The organism is Glycomyces buryatensis (assembly GCF_004912275.1).
Taxonomy (GTDB): Bacteria; Actinomycetota; Actinomycetes; order Mycobacteriales; family Micromonosporaceae; genus Glycomyces; species Glycomyces buryatensis.
This window is the reverse complement of sequence record NZ_STGY01000067.1, coordinates 333,911-354,588: the sequence shown is the minus strand read 5'-3', so window position 1 is coordinate 354,588 and position 20,678 is coordinate 333,911. Positions and strand designations below refer to the sequence as shown.

The following is a 20,678-nucleotide window of genomic DNA, read 5'->3' as shown; positions in this document are numbered from 1 at the left end:
CCGACATGACTGACATCCTCGTCTACGTACCGGACTCCGGCAAACACGCCGCAGAGGTCCTCACTCTCGCCCGCTCCCTGGGCGACGTCTCCGCGATCGCCTTCGACGACGCGGCAGCCTCGCTCGCGAGCGAATACGGCGCGGCCAAGGTCTACCGCGTCAACGCCGCCGGGATCGATGACTACTTCGTCGCTCCCAAGGCGACCGTCCTGACCGACCTGGCCCGCCAGGTCTCGCCCTCGGTGTTCCTGCTGCCGAGCACGGACGAGGGCAAGGCGCTGGCCGCCCGCGTCGCCGTGGTGCTCGACAATGGACTGCTCACGGACGTCACCGGCCTGGAGACCGACGGCACCGCGAGGCAGGACATCTTCGCGGGCGCCATCATTGCGAAGTCGAAGCTGGCCAAGGGATTCACCCTCGCCACGGTGGCGACCGGCGCGACTGCGGCCGCACCGGCCCCGGCCGAGGCCCCAGTGGAGACGGTCGAGGCGACCGTGTCCGAGGACGACCAGCGCGTGAAGGTCGCCGAGAGCATCGACGAGCCGGCGGGCGACCGCCCGGGACTGGCGGAGGCCGACGTGGTCGTCTCCGGTGGCCGCGGGGTCGGTTCGGCGGACGACTTCGCGCTCATCGAGCGGGTGGCGGACGCCCTGGGCGGCGCGGTCGGCGCTTCGCGCGCGGCCACGGACGCCGGGTACTACCCGCACAAGTTCCAGGTCGGCCAGACCGGCACCACCGTGAGCCCGCAGCTCTACCTGGCGGCGGGAATCTCTGGTGCGATTCAGCACCGCGCGGGGATGCAGACCTCGCGGGTCATCGTGGCGGTCAACAAGGACGCGGATGCTCCGATCTTCGGCATGGCCGACTTCGGTGTCGTGGGCGACCTGTTCCAGGTGCTGCCGCAGGCGGCCGAGGAGATCGAGAAGCGCAAGTAAGTACCGAGAAGTCCACGAGGGCCCCGCTCTGCGAGCGGGGCCTTCATGTGTTCGAAACAGAGCTGCGTTAGGCTTCGCGACAGCCTCTCGCTATGTAGAACCTATAAGAGATGTTGGAGGAATCCGCTATGGCCGCCCCAGCTGCCGCGTTCTCCCTTTCGGGCACCGTTGGTCCTCGAGTGCTCGCCGATCTGCTGCCCGCCTCGACGCGTGCCGTCGCGATCGCCCGCGATGCCGTCCTCGTCCTCGGCGGTGCCGCCGTCGTGGGCGCCTCCGCGCAGGTCGCGATCACCATTCCGCAGATCAGCCCGGTCCCGTTCGTGCTCACCACGTTCACCGTGCTGCTCCTGGGCGCCGCCTACGGGCCGCTCCGCGCGGGACTGACCCTCGCCGTCTACCTCGCCGCCGGCATGGCCGGCGTCCCATGGTTCACCGAGGGCGCCTCCGGCTACGCCCTTCCGACCCTCGGCTACGTCATCGGCTTCCTGGTCGCGGCGGTCGCCGTGGGCTGGCTCGCCCAGCGCGGTGCCGACCGCACCGTCCTCAAGACGGTCGGCCTGATGGTCGTCGGGAACGTGCTCATGTACGCCTTCGGCGCCCCGTACCTGGCCGCCTCGCTCGACTTGAGCGCCGGCGAAGCGCTCGCCATGGGCGTCACCCCGTTCCTCGCGGGCGACCTCGTCAAGCTCATCGCCGCCACGATCGTCCTGCCCGCCACCTGGATGGCGGTCAAGAAGTTCCGCGAAGAAGACTAAGCAGGACCGCACGCCGAGCGGCGGACCGGCTCTGAAACCCCCAGTTCCGAGCCGGCCCGCCTGTCCCTGCGGAGTGAAGTCCTATTTGATGAACTTGGCGGGCTTCGTGGCCGCCCACATGACCCATTCGAGTGGGCCGCGTTTCAGGAATCGCGTCCAGAGCGGCGCGAAGACCAGCATGACCACCACGAAGATCGCCCACATGCCCCAACCGGTCATGTAGCCGACCTCATTGACAGGGTGGTCGATCAGGTACCAGACGGCCGCGATATGCGCGACATACGCCGTCAGAGACATCGCGCCGACCGCGATCAGGGGTGCGAACCAGAACCGCAGCTTCCCGAAGCGACCCAACAGGAACACGAGCCCGGCGATGATCGTGAACGCGACGCCGATGTTCCCGGCCAGTTCGAGCGGCATGCTCGAGTGCGCTCTCGCGGACACCAGGCCGGTCCAGTCGAAGCCGCCGCCCATGGCCTTGTCTCCGGGCATCTTGTCGAAGAGCGAGGCGTGCTCGGTCTCGAAGGACTTCCACTGCTCCTTGGTCCAGTTCGAGGAGTCTTTGCCCTCCAACGCCTTCGACCAGGCCTGGTCGTAGGCCTTCCATTCGGAGCCAGGGGCTGCGGTGTCCGCCGCGGGCAGGAACTTCCCTATCAGCCACGCGCCCCCGTAACCGAGCAGCGCCAGCACCGGGCCGATGATCAAGAGACGCACTTGGATAGCGAGCTTCGCGAGGTCGAGCTTGCCGACCGCCATGCCCGCGAATATGTACGCCATCCACGCGAGGCCCGGGTAGCCGCCGTTGAACAGCAACGAGACGAGGCCTTCGCCGCTCCACATCGCGAGAGGGTCCTTCGCGGTGAAACCGTCCATCCACGAGGTGTCCACTGTCCGCAGGTACTGGATGAGCAGTGGCCCGCCGATGCCGACGACCACGGCGAAGATCGCGAGGGTCCGTGCCCGCAGTTTGATGAACGGGAGCGCGAGCAGGAAGAACAGGCCGTAGTACGCCAAGATCACCACGATCGAGGTGCCCGTCGCGACCAGCCACGAGCCGAATGCCAGCAGCAGGACCGAGCGGATGACGATCCGCACGACCGCCTGCCGCCCCGGCGGGCCCGTCTTCGGGCGGCTTCCGCCCGCGAGGAGGACGAGCGAGAGGCCGGCGAGGGTCGCGAACAGCGCAGAGGAGCGGCCGTGGGGGATCTCCATGAGGAAGCTCTTCCACGTGCCCGTCTCGTTGGGCCACGGCCCGACGTGCGCGTAGTACATACCGAACACGGCTAGGGCGCGGGCGGCGTCGAGGCCGACGATGCGGCCGAGCGAGGCGTCCCGGTTGGGCGGTGGATCCGCGAGGGCGGGGTCGTCGGGCACGGCGGCGAGGTGCCGGAGCCGGATGGTGTCAGTCATGTCGCCAGCGTGCGGCGGTTCGGGGTCCGTTCCCATCCGGCGATGCGCCGGATCGGGCCCGCTGCCAGGGTCGGGACCAGCCGCCACCGGGCCGCATCCGATCCCCCGTTCGGCCGGAACGTCCCCGCCGATCGGCGGGTATTCCTCACGCTCGGCGCACTGACCGAGGCAGCGGGTGGCGCGGACGTGCTACCAATCGTCCTGAGCGAACAACGAGAGGAGGCCGCATGATCCGCGTACTGGTCGTCGACGACGAGGCCCTCATCCGCACCGGCTTCCTGCACATCCTCAATGCCGCCGGGGACATCGAGGTGGTCGCGGCCGTCTCGGGCCGCCAGGCCGTCGCCGAGGTCGGCCGCCTCCACCCCGACATCGTGCTGCTCGACATCCGCATGCCCGACGTCGACGGCCTCACCGTCCTCGAACGACTCCGCGCCCTTCCCCGTCCGCCCGTCGTCGCCATGCTCACCACCTTCGACACCGACGAGTACGTGGCCGCCGCCCTGCGCATGGGCGCGGCCGGGTTCCTCCTCAAGGACACCGACCCCGAACATCTCGCCCTCCAGGTGCGTACCCTCGCCGCCGACGGCGTGGTCCTCTCCCCGAAGGTCACCTCCACCGTCGTCGACGGCTACCTCGCCGGGCGCACCCAGACCGGCGGTCCGGTCGAACGGCTCAGCGCCCGCGAGCGCGAGATCCTGGTGCTCCTCGCCGACGGGCTCTCCAACGGCGAGATCGCCGCCCGCCTCTACCTGGGCGTGGGCACCGTCAAGGACCACGTGAGCGCGATCCTCACCAAGCTCGGCGTCGGCGTCGGCGGCCGCGTCCAGGCAGCCCTCGTCGCCGAACGTGCCGGGCTCCTGCGGGGCCACCAGTGAAGCGCTGGTGGCGGCCGTGGATGACCGACACGGCCGTCGTCGCGGTCGCCGCAGCCGACCTCTTCACCTACTGGTGGCTCGAACCGAGTTGGCACACGGCCCTGGGCTCGCTCGGGGTTCTGGCCCTGTTCGCCCGCCGCCGCTGGCCCCTCGTCGTTTTCGTGCTGACCCTGCCGGGCGCGTACCTGGTCGGCCAGCTTGCGGCCGCGCTCATCGCCCTGTTCACCCTTGCCGTCGGGTCGCATCGGCGGTGGCTGATCAGGGCCTGCGCCGTGGCGCTCGCGGGGTGCATGTTCTGGCCGGTGGGCATGGGCTTCACGGTCCTGTTCAGCGACTTGTGGTGGCCCGCCTACGCCGCTTACGCGCTGGCCCCGGCCGCGGCGGCGGCGTTCCTCGGCCAGTTCGTGCAGGCCCGCCGGGAGCTTTCGGCGCGACTGGAGGAGATCACCGAGGCGCGCGAGCACGAGCAGCTGATGGCGACGCAGAAGGTGCTCTCCGAGGAGCGCGCTCAGCTCGCCCGCGAGATGCACGACGTCGTGTCGCACCAGGTCAGTTTGATCGCGGTGCGAGCCGGGGCGCTCCAGGTGAGCACCGGCGACGCCGAGGCCAAGGAGGCGGCCGGGACGATCCGCACGTTGAGCGTGCGGACCCTCGATGAGCTGCGCCACATGGTGAACGTGCTGCGCGCGGGCGGCAGCGGCCCCACCGAACTCGCCCCGCAGCCGACCCTCGCTGAGCTCGCCGACCTCGTCGCGGGCAGCGGCATCGAGACGGCGCTGCGGATCGGGTCGCACCCGGACCTCGACCCGCCCGTCGAGCGCGCGATCTACCGGACGGTGCAGGAGTCGCTCACGAACGTCCGCAAGCACGCCCCGGGCGCGAGCGCGGAGGTCGTCCTCGCTCACGAGGCCGGGTCCGTCACGGTCACGATCGCGAACACCGCGCCGACCCGCGACGCCATGCCGCTCCCCAGCTCCCGGCACGGCCTCCTCGGACTCCACCAGCGCGCCGCGCTCCTCGGCGGGACGCTGACCTGGGCCGCCACCCCGGACGGGGGCTGGAAGAACACGCTCACGCTCCCCGTCTGAGTCGGCGCGCCGGCACCACATGCCACCGATCATGCCGGCTCGGCGATCCACGTGTCCCTCTGCGGGGCAAGCGCTCCGGGGATATCGGCTTGATGCGGGTGCGAGGTTCTGGGAGGGTACACCGCATGACCACCCCTTACCGGCAGATCCGCGCGCGGTTCGATGCGGACACGATCACCGTCTATCAGGCCTACGATCCGGCCATCGCCGAGCCGGCCCTGGCGGCGCAGGCGTTCGTCGGTCCGTTCAAACGCGAGCGCATGACCTGGATCAAGCCTTCGTTTCTGTGGATGATGTACCGCTGCGGCTGGGCGACCAAGCCCGGGCAGACCCGCGTGCTCGCCATCGAGCTCACCCGCACCGGATTCGAGTGGGCGTTGGCGCACTCAAGCCTGAGCCACCCGGCGGACGACCAGAATCCGGAAGACCGGCGGGCCGGGCTCGCGGCCGCGCCGGTGCGGATCCAGTGGGATCCCGAGCGCAGCCTGCGGTTGGCGCGTATGGAGCACCGCTCGATTCAGATCGGCCTGTCGGGCGAGGCGGTCGACCGGTACGTCGAGGAGTGGATCGCCTCGATCAGCGACGTCACGGACCTGGCGCGCGAGACCGCGGCCGACGTTGAGGCGGGCCGTATCGAGGACGCCGAACGGCGCCTGCCCGTCGAGCACCCCTATCCGCTGTCCCCAGACCTTGCCACGACGGTTCAAACCTCGACGCAGCCGTAACGCCGCTGATCGAATGGCGAAGGGCCCCACCGTCAACCGGTGGAGCCCTGCGCGCTCTTCGCTCTATTCGATCTCCCAGCCGATGCCCAGTGCCCCCGGCCTCGGGATCGGCTCCGCCAGCGCCACGGTCCGGCTCGGGCCCAGCTGCAAGTCGCCGGTCTCGCGCTTCTCCCTCTGGAGGCTCGACTGCGCGAACCGGTAGACCCGCTTGGGGATCGCGTCGGACGCGAAGCGAACCTGGAGCGAGTACTGGTCGACCGGGTACCGGAACGCATTGCCGTGCCCGGTGGACATGCCGCCATTGCCCTGCACGACGATCTCGAACAGGTGCGTCGCGCCCTTGGGAAGCGGCGTGTCGAACACGATCTGGGCCAATGCCACCGGCGCCTCGGCGTGCCGCAGCACGTTGGGGACGGTGCAGTCGCGAACCGGCTTGAACTCGATGTCGTCGATGTCGCAGCCGTTGTCGCCGCGGTACAGCAGGACGTAGCGGTCGACGTCGTCTCGCCTGGCCCGCACCAGCATCGACAGTTCGAACACCGACTCCTGCCATTGTGAGTCGACGTGGACGATGACCTGCTGGCTGAGGATGTCGAGGGTGTGTTCGCGGGAGGCGGGGACCTGGTCGCACAGTTCTCGGACCGCGTCGCCGCCGAGGACCGCGTCGGGGCGGGGGAGTTGCCCGCGGATCGAACGGGGGCCGCGGGCCCGCTTCGGGCCCAATAGTGCCCGCAGCGATCCGGCCGGGATTTCGAGGAGGTCTTCGAGAGCGGTGACGGCGGCGAGCGATTCGGCTCGTTCGGGCCTGGACCTTCCGGACTGCCAGTAGCTGAGACTGGTCGTCGAGACCGTGATGCCGCGCATCGCGAGGCGGTGCCGGATCCGGTCGAGTCCGAGGCCGCTGGTCTGGATGGCGACGCGCAGGGCAGTGTGGAACGGCCCTGCGCGAAGTGCTTCGGCGAGTTCGGGCGTCATCGGCACACTTCCTCTGAAGGACCCGGCCATGCAAGGCCGGCCTTGGGGCTTTTCCCACCGCGAAAGGTAGGAGGATTCGTCAAATTCTAGCTCGCGCGCGCCACCTCACATTCATCTGAGGTCTTGGGGAGGTCGCCCGGGGAGGGGCGCGCCGTAGACTGGAAGGGCCATGCCCTATCTCGATCACGCCGCCACCACGCCGATGCTTCCCGAGTCGCTCGACGCGTATGTGCGCGTTGCCCGCGAACTCGGCAATGCATCGTCGCTTCACGGTTCGGGCCGCTCCGCCCGACGCACCGTCGAAGAGTCCCGCGAGCGACTCAGCGAGGCGCTCGGCGCCAAACCCAGCGAACTCGTCTTCACCGGTTCGGGCACCGAGGCCGACAACCTCGCCGTCAAGGGAATGCACTGGGCCCGCCGGACCGAGGCCCGCAATCGGGTCGTCACCACCGCGATCGAGCACCACGCCATCGCCGACGCCGTCGCCTGGCTCGGCGACCACGAGCGGGCCGACGTGACCGAGCTGCCCGTCGACGAGGTCGGCCGCGTCAAGGTCGAGGCCCTCGCCGAACTGCTCGCGGAGCGCGCCGCCGAGATCACCGCCATCACCTGCATGTGGGCGAACAACGAGGTCGGCACCCTCCAGCCGCTGGAGGAGATCGCCGCCCTCGCCGAAGCCCACGGCATCCCCGTCCACACCGACGCCGTCCAGGCCGTCGGCCACGTCGCGGTCGACTTCGGCGCCAGCGGCGTCGACTCGCTCGCCCTGTCGGGCCACAAGCTCGGCGGACCCGCCGGCGCCGGAGCGCTGCTGCTGCGGCGCGACACGAAAGTCACGCCGCTGCTGCACGGCGGCGGTCAGGAACGCGAGATCCGCTCCGGCACGCTCGACGTGCCCGGGATCGCCGCGCTGGCCGAGGCCGCCGTCATCGCCGTGTCCCGCCAGAAGGACGAGGCCACCCGCCTCGCCGCGCTCCGCGACGACCTGGTCGAGCGGATCCGCGCGGCCGTGCCCGACGCGATCTACAACGGCGACCCCGTCGACCGCCTGCCCGGCAACGCGCACTTCTCCTTCCCCGGCTGCGAGGGCGACGCGCTCCTCATGCTCCTCGACGCCGCCGGTGTCGAATGCGCCACAGGATCGGCCTGCTCGGCGGGCATCGCGCAGCCCTCCCACGTGCTGCTCGCGATGGGCGCCGGCGAGTTCGACGCCCGCTCCTCCCTGCGGTTCACCCTCGGATGGTCGACCACGCAGGCCGACGTCGACGCCCTCCTGGCCGCCCTCCCCGAATCGGTCGAGCGGGCGCGCAGCGCCGGGCTCTCCTGACGACGGAATGGTTATGGTTGAGGGCGTGAAACTGCGAGTACTGGCCGCCATGAGCGGCGGAGTCGACTCGGCCGTCGCCGCCGCGCGGGCCGTCGAGGCCGGGCACGACGTCACCGGCGTCCACCTGGCGCTGTCCAAGAATCCCCAGACCTACCGGACCGGGGCCCGAGGCTGCTGCACGATCGAGGACTCCCGCGACGCCCGCCGCGCCGCCGACGTCATCGGCATCCCCTTCTACGTGTGGGACATGGCCGAACGCTTCCACGAGGACGTCGTGGAGGACTTCTACGCCGAGTACGCCGCCGGGCGCACCCCCAACCCGTGCCTGCGCTGCAACGAGAAGATCAAGTTCGCCGCCGTCCTGGACCGGGCCATGGCCCTCGGCTTCGACGCCGTCGCCACCGGCCACTACGCCCGCAAGGGCGACGACGGCCTGCTGCGCCGCGCCGTCGACCCCGCCAAGGACCAGTCGTACGTGCTCGCCGTCCTCAACCCGGCCCAGTTGGCGCACTCGATGTTCCCGCTCGGCGACACCCCCAAGGACCTGGTCCGCGTCGAGGCCGAGGAGCGCGGACTGGCCGTCGCACGCAAGCCCGACAGCCACGACATCTGCTTCATCGCCGACGGCGACACCTCCGGATTCCTCAAGAACAAGCTCGGCTCCAAGGAGGGCGAGATCGTCGACGCCGCCTCCGGTGAGGTGCTGGGCAGCCACGACGGCGCCCACCAGTTCACCGTCGGCCAGCGCCACGGCCTGGGCCTCAAGCGGCCCGCCGCCGACGGCAAGCCGCGCTACGTCCTGTCGATCACGCCCGTCGACAACCGCGTGGAGGTCGGCCCGCGCGAGGCGTTGCGCGTCGACCGGATCCACACCGGCGCCCCCGTCTGGCTCGGCCCGGAGCGGACCGAGCCGTTCGAGGCCGAGGTCCAGCTGCGGGCCCACGGCGAGGTCTACCCCGCCACGGTCGTCCCGAGCCCGAAAGGCCTCCGCGCCGAGCTCCACCAGGGTGCGTTCGGCGTGGCCGCCGGGCAGGCCCTGGTCGTCTACGACCCCGACGCCGCTGAGCACAATGACGCTTCCGCAGGCGTCGGCGACCGCGGCGACGCGGTCCTGTGCTCGGGCACCATTGACGCCACGGGGCTCAACGATGCGGCCGTCTCCAGCGGATCGGCCGCCGGTGTCTGACGGTTGGCTGTCCGACCCCGAAGCGGCGCTTGAAGAAGCGTTCGCCGTCAAGCCGGACCCCACCGCGGTGGCGCTGCCCTCCGGGGTCGCCACCGGCATCGGTTCGCTCCCCGGCACCGACATCAACGAGGCCGTCCGAACCGTCTTCGGCGAGCTCCCGGACTGGCCCTACCTCCCCGAACTTCCCGGCCGCGGGGTCGGCTCGGACATGATCGGCCGCGGGGCCGCGCTCCTGGCCGGACTCCCGGTGCAGTGGTGGGCCTCCGGCTGGCAGCTCGCCGACCTGCCCGGCCGCGACGCGCGCCGCGCCGCCGACTTCCTCGAACGCGACCTCGACGCCCTGCACGAGGTCGCCGACGCCGCGACCGGTCCCGTCAGGCTCACCGCCGTCGGCCCGTTCACCCTGGCCTCCCACCTGTGGCGGCGCACCGGCGGGGCCATGATCGGCGACCACGGCGCCCTGGCCGACCTGACCGGCTCCCTCGCCGAGGGCCTGCGGCACTTCACCGCCGCCGCGCAGGCGCGGCTTCCGAGGGCCCAGCTCTCGATCCAATTGGACGAACCGGGCCTGCCGGCCGCGCTGGCCGGACGCGTGCACACCGAGTCGGGCCTGAACTTCTATCGGCGGGTGCCGGTGGAGTCGGCGCGCGACCGGCTTCGCGAGGTCGTCGACGCGCTCGACATTCCGGTCGTGGTCCACTGCTGCTCCACGGAGGTCCCGCTGCGGCTGCTGCAAGAGGCCGGAGTCGGCGCGATCGCGTTGGACCTGACCTTGATCGGCCTGGACGACGTCGCGGCCGTGGATGCCCTGGGGGAGTACTTGGACTCGGACGGCCGCATCCTGGCCGGGGTCATCCCCGGCTTCGGCAAGGCCGACCCCGGCATGGCCGAGCGGGCGGCGGGGCGGATCACCGCGCTGTGGGAACGGCTCGGCTTCGACCCCGAGCTCATCGCTCAGCAGGTGAGCGTCACGACCACCTGCGGCATGGCCGGTGCGAGCTGGGACTACGCCCGCGAGGCGATGCGGGCCGGCCGCGAAGCCGCCAGGCGGCTCCGCGGCTGAACTGCGGCGTTACTGCTGCTCGCTGTTCAAGACACTTTCGACCTGGGCGTTGAAATCGGCCGTGGAGTTCAGGTGCGGGAACGGCTCGGCGGGGATCGGGAGGTCGAGCGCCGTGCACAGCGGCTCCCAGCCCGCTCCGGTCTCGAACTCGACCAGTCGGTCGGCCGGAATCGTCTCGCGGACCTGCTGGTGATACCGCTCGTAGGCGACCTTGATGGCCGCGACGTCGCCGGTCCGGTCGGCGCCGGGGAAGGTCTTGTCCCAGATGCCGTTGATCATGTCGACCCATATCGGGCCCATGCGTTCTTCGGCCATGTCGAAGCCCTTGAAGATGGTGTTGTTGACGCTGGTCCACCAGGTCTCGAAGCTGTCTCGCCGGGAGAGGACGACGATGGCGTCCGGATAGGCCTCGGCCAGTTCGGCATAGAAGGCCGAGCCGGGCCAGTCGACGGCGGCGGCGTAGCCCTCGAAGAGCTTGTCCCACTCAGGGAAGTCGCCCTGGGAGGCGGCGTGGAAGGCCGGCGGGTCGATCTCCGGGCGGCCGAAGACCTCCGCCATGTGGTGGCACGGCTCCCCGAGGAGGGTTTCGAGCGCGTTCTTGAGGGTCATGGTTCCGGTGCGCGGGAGTCCCGCGCCGATTACGCGAATCATCTTCCGAACGTATTCGGCCCCAACGGATTCCACAAGCCACCGAAACCGAACCTTCTAGTGAGCTAGCGCATTGGCTCAGGCAAGCTCCAGATACATTTCCGCCAAGTGGTTGGTGAGTTTCTGGCAGACCAGCTCGGCCTCATCGCCGGTCGGGCCATCGGTGATGGTGGCCTCGAAGGTCACATTGTCCAAGGCGAACATGTAGTCGAAGCTGTTGTCGGCGACCGCGATGAAGCCGTCCATGGTCTCGCTGCCGAGGTCGGTCACCTCGTATCCGTAACCCTCGTTGGCCACCCTTTTTGCGTCCAGCTGACCGGCCTCCGTCTCCCACGTGTCCCACTGCTCGACCTCGAGATACAGGTACCTGGTGCCGGGGCCGAAGTAGCCGCAGGTGAGCCACCCTTCGACCTCCTCGCCGGCCAGGTTCGGCCCGACGGAGGCGCCATTGTGGTTCGCCTCGTCGGGAACGGTGCCGTAGTCGCCCTTGGCGCTGGTGCCGAACATTTCGTCGGCGCCGGTCAGGTCGAGCTCATCGCAAGTGTCCCAATGGAAGAAGGAGGAGGCCGGGGTCACCGGCTCGGTTTCGGTCTCGAATTCGGGCTCGGATGCCGTCGCGTCATCGAGACCGTCGAGCTCGGGAGCCCCGTATTCGTCGTCGCGGCTGTTCTCCTCGAAGTCGGTGCCGAGGTGGGACGGGCAGCTCGGCTGGTCGTCGGCGGGCACGATCCGATAGTCGAACGCGAGCTCCCGGCCGTGGGAGTCGCCCCAGTTCCACGCCATCAGCGGGCGTTCGGGCCAGTCCGACTCCCGCCAGCGCAGGACGCACTCGCGGTTGTCGTCGTCCAGTTCCATGATCTCGGGGACGGCGTCGGCCGAGAGGGTTTCGAGGTAGTCCAGGTCGAGGTTGCCCGAGTCCTCGAATCGGTCGATGTTGTAGCGGGCGACGACTCCGTCGGGGTTGACGGCCGCGAGCCCGATGAGGGTCAGGGCGCCCGAGGCGAGGACGGCCTGCGGCAGCCACTTGGCGCGCAGCTTCCAGCAGGCGAACAGGACCAGGGCGAACAGGATCGCCAGCCAGATCTCGACGGTGAAGACCCACAACCGCAGCCGGGTCAGTCCGAACGACTCCCAGTAGCGGCTCATGCGGAACAGCGCCGAGGCCACGACCGCCAGCGACAGGATGCAGAGCCCGCCGAGCAGGATCCGAGTGACCCAGCGGTCGCCCCTCTCCCGGCGCGGCGCCTTCCATGCGGCGACGGCGATGACGATCAGGGCGAGCACGGCGACAAAGCTGAGCTGCCAGAAGCCGCTGCGCGCGTACTCGGCCATCGTCAGATTGGCGGTCCGCTGCACGTACTCGTCGCCGCCGAACAGCACCCGCGCCTGCATCACGATGAACGCCAGGAACAGGAGGTTCAAGGCGCCCAAGGGCACCGCGAGCTCGAAGCGCGAGGCGGGCTTCGTGGTGAACGGCTCGTCGGGTTCGAAACTCGGCCGAGCTGCGGCGAGATAGGACCACAGCAGCACCACCACGAGCAGGACGGACGCCAGGAGCAGCCGCAGGAACACATCGATCGGGTTCGCGCGGGGCAGCAGCCCGGAGACCAGGTTCGCGAAGCTCGCGTCGGCGGCGGCGAACAGGCCGCCGAAGACCACCAGCAGCGCGGCGGTGAGACCGAAGACCCGCAGATTGCGGACGGTGTTGACCGCCTTGCGGGAACGGCTCCGCCTGGCCCACTTGAAGGAGCCGGCCAGCCCTTCGAGGTGCGCGAAGAGCGCGAACGCGGTGCCGGTGAAGCGGCGCTGCGGGGCGAGCGCGAGCGGGGTGAGCAGCAGCGCGGCGATCGCGCACAGGGCCACGATCCAGCCGGCGTCGCGAATGGCCGCGACCGACCACAGTGCCGCCACGATGACGGCGCCCGGCAGCCGGGTCACGAGGTCCTCGCGGCCCCCGGCCGCGAGCGGCACGCCGATCAGCGCGATCCCGGTGGCCGCCAGGCCGATCCCGACGCCTTCGGGGTGGAAGGCCGACCAGCCGCCGAACAGTGCGGCCGCGATCGCGACCAGCAGGATCCAGGGCGGCGTTCCGCTCTCCGCGCGCTGCCAGCGGAGGGCCTGCGCGTACGGCAGAGCCGGGGGCGGGCCGACGAGTACCGGCCCGGTGTAGGGGTGGTGCGCCAACTGCTGCTGGTGATGCGGGGGCGGTTGCATCTGTGACGGCGCGTGCTGCGCGGGCTGGGGCTGTGACGGTGCCTGCTGCTCCGGCTGCGGCCGGTCTGCTTGCCGCGCTGGAGCCTGCTCGGGCGGCGTCTGCTTCGTCTCCGGTTCCACTTGATCATCGGCGGGGGAGTCGCCGGTACCGTCCGTATTCGACGGCGTGGGGGTGGCCTCGGGTTCGCTCATGCGCGAGTCCTTCTCATCCGGGGGATCCAGAGCCTACCCCCACTACGCCACGTGAACGCGGCCCCTACCTGGGAAGCAGCACCTCACTCACGGTGATAACAGGCCACAATGGTGCATTCCGGCCAGCAATGAAAAGTCACTGCCCACCGATGCCCTGTGGTTCACTGGTGCGGTGGTCGTCGACGGTGAGAATGGGCCCGGAACCCTGGGCAATCGGCTCAACTGGCTCCGGGCGGGGGTGCTCGGGGCCAATGACGGCATCGTGTCCACCGCCGGGATCGTCATCGGCGTCGCCGGTGCCACCACCGACCGCGTCACCATCCTCGTCTCGGGGCTCGCGGGCCTGGTCGCCGGCGCCCTGTCAATGGCCGGCGGCGAATACACCTCCGTCCACACCCAACGCGACACCGAGGCCAGCCTCGTCGACGCCGAACGGCGCGAACTGGCCGAGGACCCCGGCGCGGCCGAGGAGGAACTGGCCCGCAACTACGCCGCCAAGGGCCTGTCGGAATCGACCGCGAGGGCCGTCGCCCGCGAACTGTCGCAAGGCGATCCGTTGCGGGCCCATGCCGAACTGGAGTTCGGGCTCGACCCCGAGGAACTGACCAACCCCTGGCAGGCCGCGCTGTCCTCGTTCGTCAGCTTCACCTGCGGGGCGCTGCTGCCGCTGCTGACAATAGGGTTCCTGCCTCCTGACGTCCGTGTCATCGGCTGTGCCCTCGCGGTGGTGGCCGCGCTGGCGATCACCGGCTACACCTCGGCGCGGCTCGGCGGCACCCGGACGCTGCCGGCGATGCTGCGCATCATGGGCGTCGGCGTGGCGACGATGGCGGTGACCTACACGGTGGGAACGGCCTTCGGGGTCGCGACGGGTTAGTCGGCTACTTGACCAGGTGCTCGATCGGCATCGTGAGGTAGCGGTCGATGGTGGGGCCGACGGTCTCGGCCAGTTCATCGACGCCGAGCGACGCGAGCGGTTCGAGCTTGAGGATGTAGCGGGCCACGACCAGGCCGAAGATCTGGGAGGCGATGAAGGACGCGCGGGCGGGGACGTGGTCGACCTGGTCGCCGAGGACGTCGTTGACGGTCTTGATGATCCGGTGCTCGAACAACTGCTTGAGGACGAACGACATGGACGGCTTCGAGAGGCTGGAGCGGACCACGGCGAGCAGCTTGTCGCCGTGCGGACCGTCCCAGATGGTCACGAATGCGCGCATGAGCCGCTCGCCCGCACCGTCGAGACCGCCATCCTTCAGTACGGCCGCGATCTCGGGCGCCGGGTCGAGCGGGAGCTCGATCGCGGCCAGGAACAGGTCGTCCTTGGAGCCGAAGTAGTGGTGGATCAGCGAGGGGTCCACGCCGGCCTCGGCGCCGATGCGGCGCATCGAGACCGACTCGAAGCCCTCGTTCGCGAACAGCGCGCGGGCGGCCGTCAGGATCTCCGCCTTCGTATCGGGTTTGCCTGACCGCCTACCGCTTCGCTTCGCTCGCACCACGTGTGGAGCCTAACCGGTGCGCCGACGCAGGGTGGCGGCTCCGAGCGCGGCTGCGACGAGGACCGCACCGCCGACGACCGCGAGGTCCGTCCACATGGTGCTCGTGATCTCGGGGTTGACGCGGACCTCTGTGAGCGCTTCGACCGCGTAGGTGATCGGCAGGACGTCCGAGACGCCTTGGAGCCACCCGGCCATCTGCTCGCGCGGCCAGATCAGGCCGCACAGCAGCAGCTGCGGGACCACGAAGACCGGCATGAACTGGATCGCCTGGAATTCGGTGGTGGCGAATGCGGACACAAAGAGCCCCAGGGCCATGCCGAACAGGGAGGCGGAGATCGCGATGACGAACACCGCCCAGACGGGCCCGGCCGTCTCCAGGCCCAACCAGGTGTAGGCGACGGTGGCGGCGATCGCGGTCTGCGTGGCCGCGGCCAGCCCGAAGGCGAGCGCGTAGCCGCCGACCAGGTCGAGCTTTCCCGTCGGGGTCGTCATGAGCCGCTCCAGGGTCCCGCCGGTGCGCTCGCGCAGCAGCGTGATGGAGGTGATCATGAACATCATCATGAACGGGAAGAACGCCAGCAGGATCAGCCCGACGGAGGCGAAGACCTGCGGTGCGGCGTCCATGATGGCGCTGATGAGGGCGATCATCAGGCTGGGGACGGCCAGGATGAGGACGACGGTGCGCCGGTCGTTGAGGAGCTGGCGCAGGATGCGCCCCGCGGTGATGAACACAATCGGCGCGGCGAAGCCGCTCCGGTTCGGGGTGTGGGCGGGGCGACGGGTGTGGGCGATATGGATGGACATGGCTAGGCCACCTTGTCGAGTTCGCGGATGAGGTGGAGGAAGGCGGCTTCGAGGTTGTCGGTGCCGGTGGAGGCGCGCAGGTCGGCGGGGGTGTCGTCGGCGATGAAGGTGCCGTCGCGCAGCAGCAGGAGCCGGTCGCAGCGATCGGCCTCGTCCATGACGTGGCTGGAGACGAGCAGGGTCTTCCCGGCGGCGGCGGCGAGGTCGCGGAACTGGTTCCACAGCTCCTCCCGGATGACCGGATCGAGCCCGACGGTGGGCTCGTCGAGGACGAGCACGTCCGGTTCGCTGACGAGCGCGCACGCCAGGGAGGTGCGGGTCTTCTGGCCGCCGGAGAGGTTGGCGGCCAGATGGTTCGCGTGGTCGGCCATGCCGACGAGCTCGATGGCGGCCGCGGCCTCGGCCCTGCCGCGCCCGTAGAGCGCCGCGAAGTAGCCCACATTGGACTTGACGGAGAGGTCGGGGTAGATAGCGGCGTCCTGGGTGACGTAGGCGACCCGGCGGCGCAGCTGCTTCGTCCCGGCGCTCTCGCCGAGGACGGTCACGGTGCCGGACTTGATCTTCTGGGTGCCCACGACGCAGCGGATGAAGGTGGTCTTGCCCGACCCGGAGGGCCCGAGCAGGCCGGTGACCGACCCGGCCGGGATCGACGTGGAAACGCCGCGCAGCACCTGCCGCCCGCCGCGCTCGACGAACAGGTCCTGGGCACTGATGGCAGGCTGCAGCTCTGGAAGTCCAGTCGGCAGACCAGGGGTGGTGGATGGCATGGAGGGCCTCCAAATTCATCGGTTGATGAATTCAACGTACCACAGTAATTCATCGTTCCATGAATTATACGGCGCCGACTTTCCTCCCGTCTCCCGAAAACGCGGTCGGACCCGGCGGGCAACGTTGATGACGGGGCCGGGTGCCCGATTTGAAGGCCGAAGACGGAAAAATCCGGCCGCGCGACGGGGACGGTGTCGCGCGACCGGATTCCGGGAGGATTGGTCTTGTGGGCCCAGTTCGGGCTCAGTTCAAAATCAGAGGACGCCGCGCTCCCAGGGGCCCCAGATCGCGACGGTCCGGCCCGGCTCCAGGGCCGGGTCGGTGATGTCGCCGCTGGTCTTGCCCTGCATGTTCGCGAACAGGACCTTGCCGTCGGGGGAGAACGTCGCCCCGCACCACTCGGTCGTGCCCGAGTGCCAGCAGAACGGGAAGATCTCGCCCTCGCGCGTCAGGCCGCGCATGGCCGGAAGCTCGCGCGAGGTGTCCTCGCACAGCACCAGGTTGCCGCTCGGGCTCACCACGATATTGTCCGGATAGGACAAGAGCTCCGCATCGGGCGACTCGAACACGAGCTTGAGCGTGCCGGCGCCGTGGCCCCTCGGCCGGTACTCCCACAGCTGGCCCTCGCCTTCGTCGCCGCCGGACGTCGAGGCGATGTAGATCGCGCCGTCGCCGTGGAAGCAGCCTTCGAGGCGCCCGAAGATCGCCCCGCCCAGCGTCCAACCCTGGTTGAACACCGCCAGCGGGTTCTCCTCGGCGTCGGCCGGGTCGGCGTCCTCGATGTCGACCCAATCGACCGGGATGGCCTTGCCGGCCCGCTGGCCGGTACGGGTGTCGAAGTTCCACTCGCCGGTGACCTTGAGCATCTGGAGCTGGCCGCCCTCGGAGAGCTGGCCGGGCACGTTCGGCAGGAAGCGGTAGAAGCCGGAAGTGCCCTGGTCCTCGGTCTCGTAGACGACCCCGGTGTTCGGGTCGACCGCGACGGCCTCGTGGACGAAGCGGCCCATCGCCTTGAGCGGCACCGGAGTCACCTCGGAGTCGGCGTCGGCCGGAACCTCGAAGACGTAGCCGTGCTCGGTCTCCCAGCCGGCACCCGTCCCGGCGGTCGTCTCCTCGCACGACAGCCACGAGCCCCAGGGGGTCGGGCCGCCGGCGCAGTTGACGATGGTGCCGGACAGGGACTGCCAGGACTCCTCGAAGACCGGCTCGCCGCGCTTCCAGTCCACGATCAACGTGGTGGTGCCGCCCGCGCCGAGGGCGTCGTAGCGGTGCTCGGGGGTGCCGGTCGGAGCGCCGACGCCGGGCTTGTTGCGCTCCTCGTGGTTGCGCACCAGCCGCCAGCGGTGCGGCTTGCCGGTGGGGAAGCAGGCCATGCCGTCGTGGGCGAGCGGGGTGACCGTGCCGTCCGACATGGGGGAGCCGGTGGCGGCGAAGACGCGGAAATCGAAGCCCTCGGGGAGCATGAGGGTCTGCTCGAAACCGGACTCGGGGTCGGTGCGGGTCAATTCGCGCAGCTCGCCGTAGCCGCCGTTGTCCGGGCAGATTTTGTCCTGGTGGCCGGCCTTGGCGGAGGCGGCGCGGATCGTGAAGCCTTCCATCGCGGCGAGGGCGAAGAGGCCGCCGCCGGCGGCGGTGGCGCCGCGGCGCAGGAAGGTCCGGCGGCTCGCGCCGCTGGTGGGGGTCTGAACTGCCATATGGGTCGTGCTCCTTCACCGGGCCGTGAGAATCACTGTCACGAGCGATGCTCCCGACCCAAGTGGTGGAGGAGGGGAGCAGAAGATGAACACAGGGTGATCTGTTGCATAAGCCTTCACTGCCCCCGAATTGTCATACCTGCCTGCAAGAATAGGACTGTGAGCACCGCAGAGACCGATTTCGACTCCACTGCCGACGACGCTGCCGACGCCGATTTCGACGCCGCCCGCACTCGGCACGACGACCTGGCCGCCGAGATCACCGAGCACCGCCGCCGCTACTACGTGGACGACGCGCCGACCGTCTCAGACGCCCAGTTCGACGAGCTGATGCACGAACTGGTCGACATCGAGACCCGCTTTCCCGAGCTCAAGAGCGCCGACTCGCCCACCGAGCACGTCGGCACCTTCTCCGCGGCGTTCACGCCCGTCGAGCACCTGGAGAAGATGCTCAGCCTCCAGGACGTCTTCAGCGAGGAGGAGGTCGCCACCTGGTCCGAGCGCGTCGGGGAGGAGGCCGCCGGCTCCGAGTACCTGTGCGAGGTGAAGATCGACGGGCTCGCCGTCGACATCGTCTACGAGAACGGCCGCCTGGTCCGCGCCGCCACCCGCGGCGACGGCGTCACCGGCGAGGACGTCTCCGCGAACGTCGCCACCATCGCCGCCGTCCCGCAGCAGCTCAAGGCCACCGAGGAGTTCGCAGTCCCCGACCTGCTCGAAGTGCGCGGCGAGGTCTACTTCCCGACCGCCGACTTCCTCCAGCTCAACGAGTCCCAGGTCGAGGCCGGCAAGGCCCCCTTCGCCAACCCCCGCAACGCCGCCGCCGGCTCGCTGCGGCAGAAGGACCCCGCCCAGACCGCCAAGCGGCCCCTGAGCTTCATCTCCCACGGTCTCGGCGCGCTGCGCGGATTCTCCCCCGAGTCCCAGTCGCACTCGTATGAGGCGCTTGAGGCCTGGGGCCTGCCCGTCAGCCCCTACTGGAAGACCGTCGCGACGATCGCCGAGGTCTTCGACTACATCCACGAGTTCGGCGCCCAACGCCACGAGCTCGTCCACGCGATCGACGGCGTCGTGGTCAAGATCGACGACATCGCCACCCAGGACCGGCTCGGCGCCACTTCCCGCACCCCCCGCTGGGCCGTGGCCTACAAATTCCCGCCCGAGGAGGTCAACACCAAACTCCTCGACATCAAGGTCTCCATCGGCCGCACCGGCCGCGCCACTCCCTACGCCGTCCTCGATCCGGTCCGGGTCGCCGGATCCGAGGTCGAGTTCGCCACGCTGCACAATGCCGACCAGGTCAAGGCCAAGGGCGTCAAGATCGGCGACACCGTCGTCGTCCGCAAGGCCGGGGACGTCATCCCCGAGATCGTCGCCCCCGTGGCCGCCGCCCGCGACGGCTCCGAGGTCGATTTCCAGATGCCCTCGAACTGCCCCGAATGCGACTCGGTGCTCGCCCCCGCCTCGGAAGGGGACATCGACCTGCGCTGCCCCAACGCCCGCTCCTGCCCCGGGCAGCTGCGCGAACGCCTCGCCTACCTCTCCGGCCGGTCCTGCTTCGACGTCGACCGCATGGGCTTCATCGCCTGCTCGGCACTGGTGCAGCCGCTGGAGCCGGCCGAGCCCGTCCTGGCCGACGAGGGCGGAGTCTTCGACCTGGAGATGGAGGACCTGCTGCCCATCAAGGTCGTCGTCCGCGACCCCGACTCGGGCCTCCCCAAGCCCGACCCCAAGACCGGCGAGGACAAGGTCGTCACCTACTTCGCCAAGCAGCCCGACAAGAAGACCGGCGAGATCGAGCCGAAGAAGACCGCCGTCGAGATGCTCCAGAATCTGGAGACGGCCAAGGCCCAGCCGCTGTGGCGGGTCGTCAATGCCCTCTCCATTCGCCACGTCGGCCCCGTCGCCGCCCAGGCCCTCGCCGAGCACTTCGGCGACCTCGATCGCATCGCCGCCGCAGAGGAGGACGAACTCGCCGACATCGACGGGGTCGGCCCGACCATCGCCGCCGCCCTCAAGGACTGGTTCGCCGTCGACTGGCACCGCGACATCGTCGAGCGCTGGCGGGCAGCCGGGGTGCGGATGCAGGACGACGCGCCCGACGTATCCGATCTTCCGCCGCAGACGTTGGAGGGCGCCACCGTCGTCATCACCGGCTCGATCCCCGGTTACAGCCGCGACGATGCAGGTGCGGCGGTCAAGGTGCGCGGCGGCAAGGTCACTTCATCGGTCTCGAAGAAGACCAGTGCCGTCGTCGCCGGAGAAAAGCCGGGGTCGAAATACGACAAGGCGATCAAGTTCGGTGTGACGATTGTGACGGGTGAGGATTTTGAGCAGTTGCTCGCCGAAGGCCTGCCCGTCGCGGACAACGCCGAGGCGGAAGCCTCGCCCGCGGGCACCGAGAGCGAACCAGAATGATTACAAATCAGTAACGATCCGTATTCAATAGCGGGGGTCGACTCGTTAGAACCAGGCAGAGTCATCTCGTGGAATCGCACCGAGGCGTCGATAACGGTCCGC

18 protein-coding genes are annotated in these 20,678 nt (G+C 69.6%); 10 read left to right on the top strand and 8 right to left on the bottom strand.

The annotated features are described in order from the left end of the window. Window positions 1-5: 5 nt before the first annotated feature. Both FAB82_RS19855 and FAB82_RS19850 read left to right on the top strand, forming a co-directional pair. Window positions 6-935, top strand: coding sequence for an electron transfer flavoprotein subunit alpha/FixB family protein (locus FAB82_RS19855; protein WP_136536270.1), 930 nt, complete (start codon window positions 6-8; stop codon window positions 933-935). 128 nt (window positions 936-1,063) lie between these two features. Continuing rightward, window positions 1,064-1,690 carry a biotin transporter BioY gene (locus FAB82_RS19850; protein WP_136536269.1) on the top strand — a complete coding sequence of 209 codons (627 nt, stop codon included), beginning with the start codon at window positions 1,064-1,066 and terminating at the stop codon, window positions 1,688-1,690. 81 nt (window positions 1,691-1,771) lie between these two features. On the opposite strand, the gene FAB82_RS19845 is transcribed toward FAB82_RS19850, so the two are convergent. Further along, entirely contained in the window at window positions 1,772-3,100 is a 1,329-nt protein-coding gene (locus FAB82_RS19845) for a DUF418 domain-containing protein (protein ID WP_168801681.1), read from the bottom strand. 227 nt (window positions 3,101-3,327) lie between these two features. On the opposite strand from FAB82_RS19845, the gene FAB82_RS19840 reads away from it, so the two are divergent. The 3 genes from FAB82_RS19840 to FAB82_RS19830 all read left to right on the top strand — a co-directional run bounded on the left by FAB82_RS19840 (window position 3,328) and on the right by FAB82_RS19830 (window position 5,791). Continuing rightward, window positions 3,328-3,978 (top strand): response regulator, encoded by a 651-nt coding sequence (locus FAB82_RS19840; protein ID WP_136536267.1) that lies wholly within the window; start codon window positions 3,328-3,330, stop codon window positions 3,976-3,978. 20 nt (window positions 3,979-3,998) lie between these two features. After that, complete coding sequence (locus FAB82_RS19835) at window positions 3,999-5,066, top strand: sensor histidine kinase (protein ID WP_136536266.1); 1,068 nt, start codon at window positions 3,999-4,001, stop codon at window positions 5,064-5,066. Between the two features lie 125 nt (window positions 5,067-5,191). Next, window positions 5,192-5,791: a DUF4291 domain-containing protein gene (locus tag FAB82_RS19830; RefSeq protein WP_136536265.1), complete on the top strand. Its 600-nt coding sequence runs from the start codon at window positions 5,192-5,194 to the stop codon at window positions 5,789-5,791. A gap of 63 nt (window positions 5,792-5,854) precedes the next feature. Here FAB82_RS19830 and FAB82_RS19825 read toward each other — a convergent pair whose 3' ends face one another. Further along, a complete protein-coding gene (locus tag FAB82_RS19825; RefSeq protein WP_136536264.1) occupies window positions 5,855-6,766 on the bottom strand; it encodes a hypothetical protein in 912 nt (303 codons plus the stop codon). A gap of 169 nt (window positions 6,767-6,935) precedes the next feature. Here FAB82_RS19825 and FAB82_RS19820 point away from each other — a divergent pair, with 169 nt between their 5' ends. The 3 genes from FAB82_RS19820 to FAB82_RS19810 all read left to right on the top strand — a co-directional run bounded on the left by FAB82_RS19820 (window position 6,936) and on the right by FAB82_RS19810 (window position 10,342). Continuing rightward, entirely contained in the window at window positions 6,936-8,093 is a 1,158-nt protein-coding gene (locus tag FAB82_RS19820; RefSeq protein ID WP_136536263.1) for a cysteine desulfurase family protein, read from the top strand. A gap of 31 nt (window positions 8,094-8,124) precedes the next feature. After that, on the top strand, window positions 8,125-9,279 hold the full coding sequence (gene mnmA / locus FAB82_RS19815) for a tRNA 2-thiouridine(34) synthase MnmA (protein ID WP_342799474.1): 1,155 nt from the start codon (window positions 8,125-8,127) through the stop codon (window positions 9,277-9,279). Between the two features lie 67 nt (window positions 9,280-9,346). Continuing rightward, on the top strand, window positions 9,347-10,342 hold the full coding sequence (locus FAB82_RS19810) for a uroporphyrinogen decarboxylase/cobalamine-independent methonine synthase family protein (protein ID WP_342799473.1): 996 nt from the start codon (window positions 9,347-9,349) through the stop codon (window positions 10,340-10,342). A gap of 9 nt (window positions 10,343-10,351) precedes the next feature. Here the strand turns inward: FAB82_RS19810 and FAB82_RS19805 are convergent, their stop codons facing one another. Next, window positions 10,352-10,993 carry a sulfotransferase family protein gene (locus tag FAB82_RS19805; RefSeq protein ID WP_136536260.1) on the bottom strand — a complete coding sequence of 214 codons (642 nt, stop codon included), beginning with the start codon at window positions 10,991-10,993 and terminating at the stop codon, window positions 10,352-10,354. Between the two features lie 75 nt (window positions 10,994-11,068). Beyond that, window positions 11,069-13,396, bottom strand: coding sequence for a DUF4153 domain-containing protein (locus FAB82_RS19800; RefSeq protein ID WP_136536259.1), 2,328 nt, complete (start codon window positions 13,394-13,396; stop codon window positions 11,069-11,071). Window positions 13,397-13,568: 172 nt separating this feature from the next. Here FAB82_RS19800 and FAB82_RS19795 point away from each other — a divergent pair, with 172 nt between their 5' ends. Then, complete coding sequence (locus FAB82_RS19795; protein ID WP_246039731.1) at window positions 13,569-14,273, top strand: VIT1/CCC1 transporter family protein; 705 nt, start codon at window positions 13,569-13,571, stop codon at window positions 14,271-14,273. A gap of 4 nt (window positions 14,274-14,277) precedes the next feature. On the opposite strand, the gene FAB82_RS19790 is transcribed toward FAB82_RS19795, so the two are convergent. The 4 genes from FAB82_RS19790 to FAB82_RS19775 all read right to left on the bottom strand — a co-directional run bounded on the left by FAB82_RS19790 (window position 14,278) and on the right by FAB82_RS19775 (window position 18,158). After that, the gene (locus tag FAB82_RS19790; protein WP_136536257.1) at window positions 14,278-14,892 is read right to left on the bottom strand and encodes a TetR/AcrR family transcriptional regulator; all 615 of its coding nucleotides are present in this window, start codon (window positions 14,890-14,892) and stop codon (window positions 14,278-14,280) included. A gap of 9 nt (window positions 14,893-14,901) precedes the next feature. After that, window positions 14,902-15,696 (bottom strand): ABC transporter permease, encoded by a 795-nt coding sequence (locus FAB82_RS19785; protein WP_136536256.1) that lies wholly within the window; start codon window positions 15,694-15,696, stop codon window positions 14,902-14,904. Window positions 15,697-15,698: 2 nt separating this feature from the next. Beyond that, window positions 15,699-16,421, bottom strand: coding sequence for an ABC transporter ATP-binding protein (locus FAB82_RS19780; protein WP_136536319.1), 723 nt, complete (start codon window positions 16,419-16,421; stop codon window positions 15,699-15,701). A gap of 297 nt (window positions 16,422-16,718) precedes the next feature. Further along, the gene (locus FAB82_RS19775) at window positions 16,719-18,158 is read right to left on the bottom strand and encodes an alkaline phosphatase PhoX (protein WP_136536255.1); all 1,440 of its coding nucleotides are present in this window, start codon (window positions 18,156-18,158) and stop codon (window positions 16,719-16,721) included. Between the two features lie 246 nt (window positions 18,159-18,404). Between FAB82_RS19775 and ligA the strand changes: the two genes are divergently transcribed. Continuing rightward, window positions 18,405-20,576 carry an NAD-dependent DNA ligase LigA gene (gene ligA / locus FAB82_RS19770; protein WP_425461593.1) on the top strand — a complete coding sequence of 724 codons (2,172 nt, stop codon included), beginning with the start codon at window positions 18,405-18,407 and terminating at the stop codon, window positions 20,574-20,576. Window positions 20,577-20,678: the final 102 nt, after the last annotated feature.

Bases quoted from the DNA above. Each gene is read 5' to 3' on its own strand.
- FAB82_RS19805 (WP_136536260.1), bottom strand. From the start codon at position 10,993: ATGATTCGCGTAATCGGCGCGGGACTCCCGCGCACCGGAACCATGACC.
- FAB82_RS19820 (WP_136536263.1), top strand. From the start codon at position 6,936: ATGCCCTATCTCGATCACGCCGCCACCACGCCGATGCTTCCCGAGTCG.
- FAB82_RS19775 (WP_136536255.1), bottom strand. From the start codon at position 18,158: ATGGCAGTTCAGACCCCCACCAGCGGCGCGAGCCGCCGGACCTTCCTG.
- FAB82_RS19835 (WP_136536266.1), top strand. From the start codon at position 3,999: ATGACCGACACGGCCGTCGTCGCGGTCGCCGCAGCCGACCTCTTCACC.
- FAB82_RS19800 (WP_136536259.1), bottom strand. From the start codon at position 13,396: ATGAGCGAACCCGAGGCCACCCCCACGCCGTCGAATACGGACGGTACC.
- FAB82_RS19785 (WP_136536256.1), bottom strand. From the start codon at position 15,696: ATGTCCATCCATATCGCCCACACCCGTCGCCCCGCCCACACCCCGAAC.
- FAB82_RS19840 (WP_136536267.1), top strand. From the start codon at position 3,328: ATGATCCGCGTACTGGTCGTCGACGACGAGGCCCTCATCCGCACCGGC.
- FAB82_RS19845 (WP_168801681.1), bottom strand. From the start codon at position 3,100: ATGACTGACACCATCCGGCTCCGGCACCTCGCCGCCGTGCCCGACGAC.
- FAB82_RS19855 (WP_136536270.1), top strand. From the start codon at position 6: ATGACTGACATCCTCGTCTACGTACCGGACTCCGGCAAACACGCCGCA.
- FAB82_RS19830 (WP_136536265.1), top strand. From the start codon at position 5,192: ATGACCACCCCTTACCGGCAGATCCGCGCGCGGTTCGATGCGGACACG.
- FAB82_RS19850 (WP_136536269.1), top strand. From the start codon at position 1,064: ATGGCCGCCCCAGCTGCCGCGTTCTCCCTTTCGGGCACCGTTGGTCCT.
- FAB82_RS19825 (WP_136536264.1), bottom strand. From the start codon at position 6,766: ATGACGCCCGAACTCGCCGAAGCACTTCGCGCAGGGCCGTTCCACACT.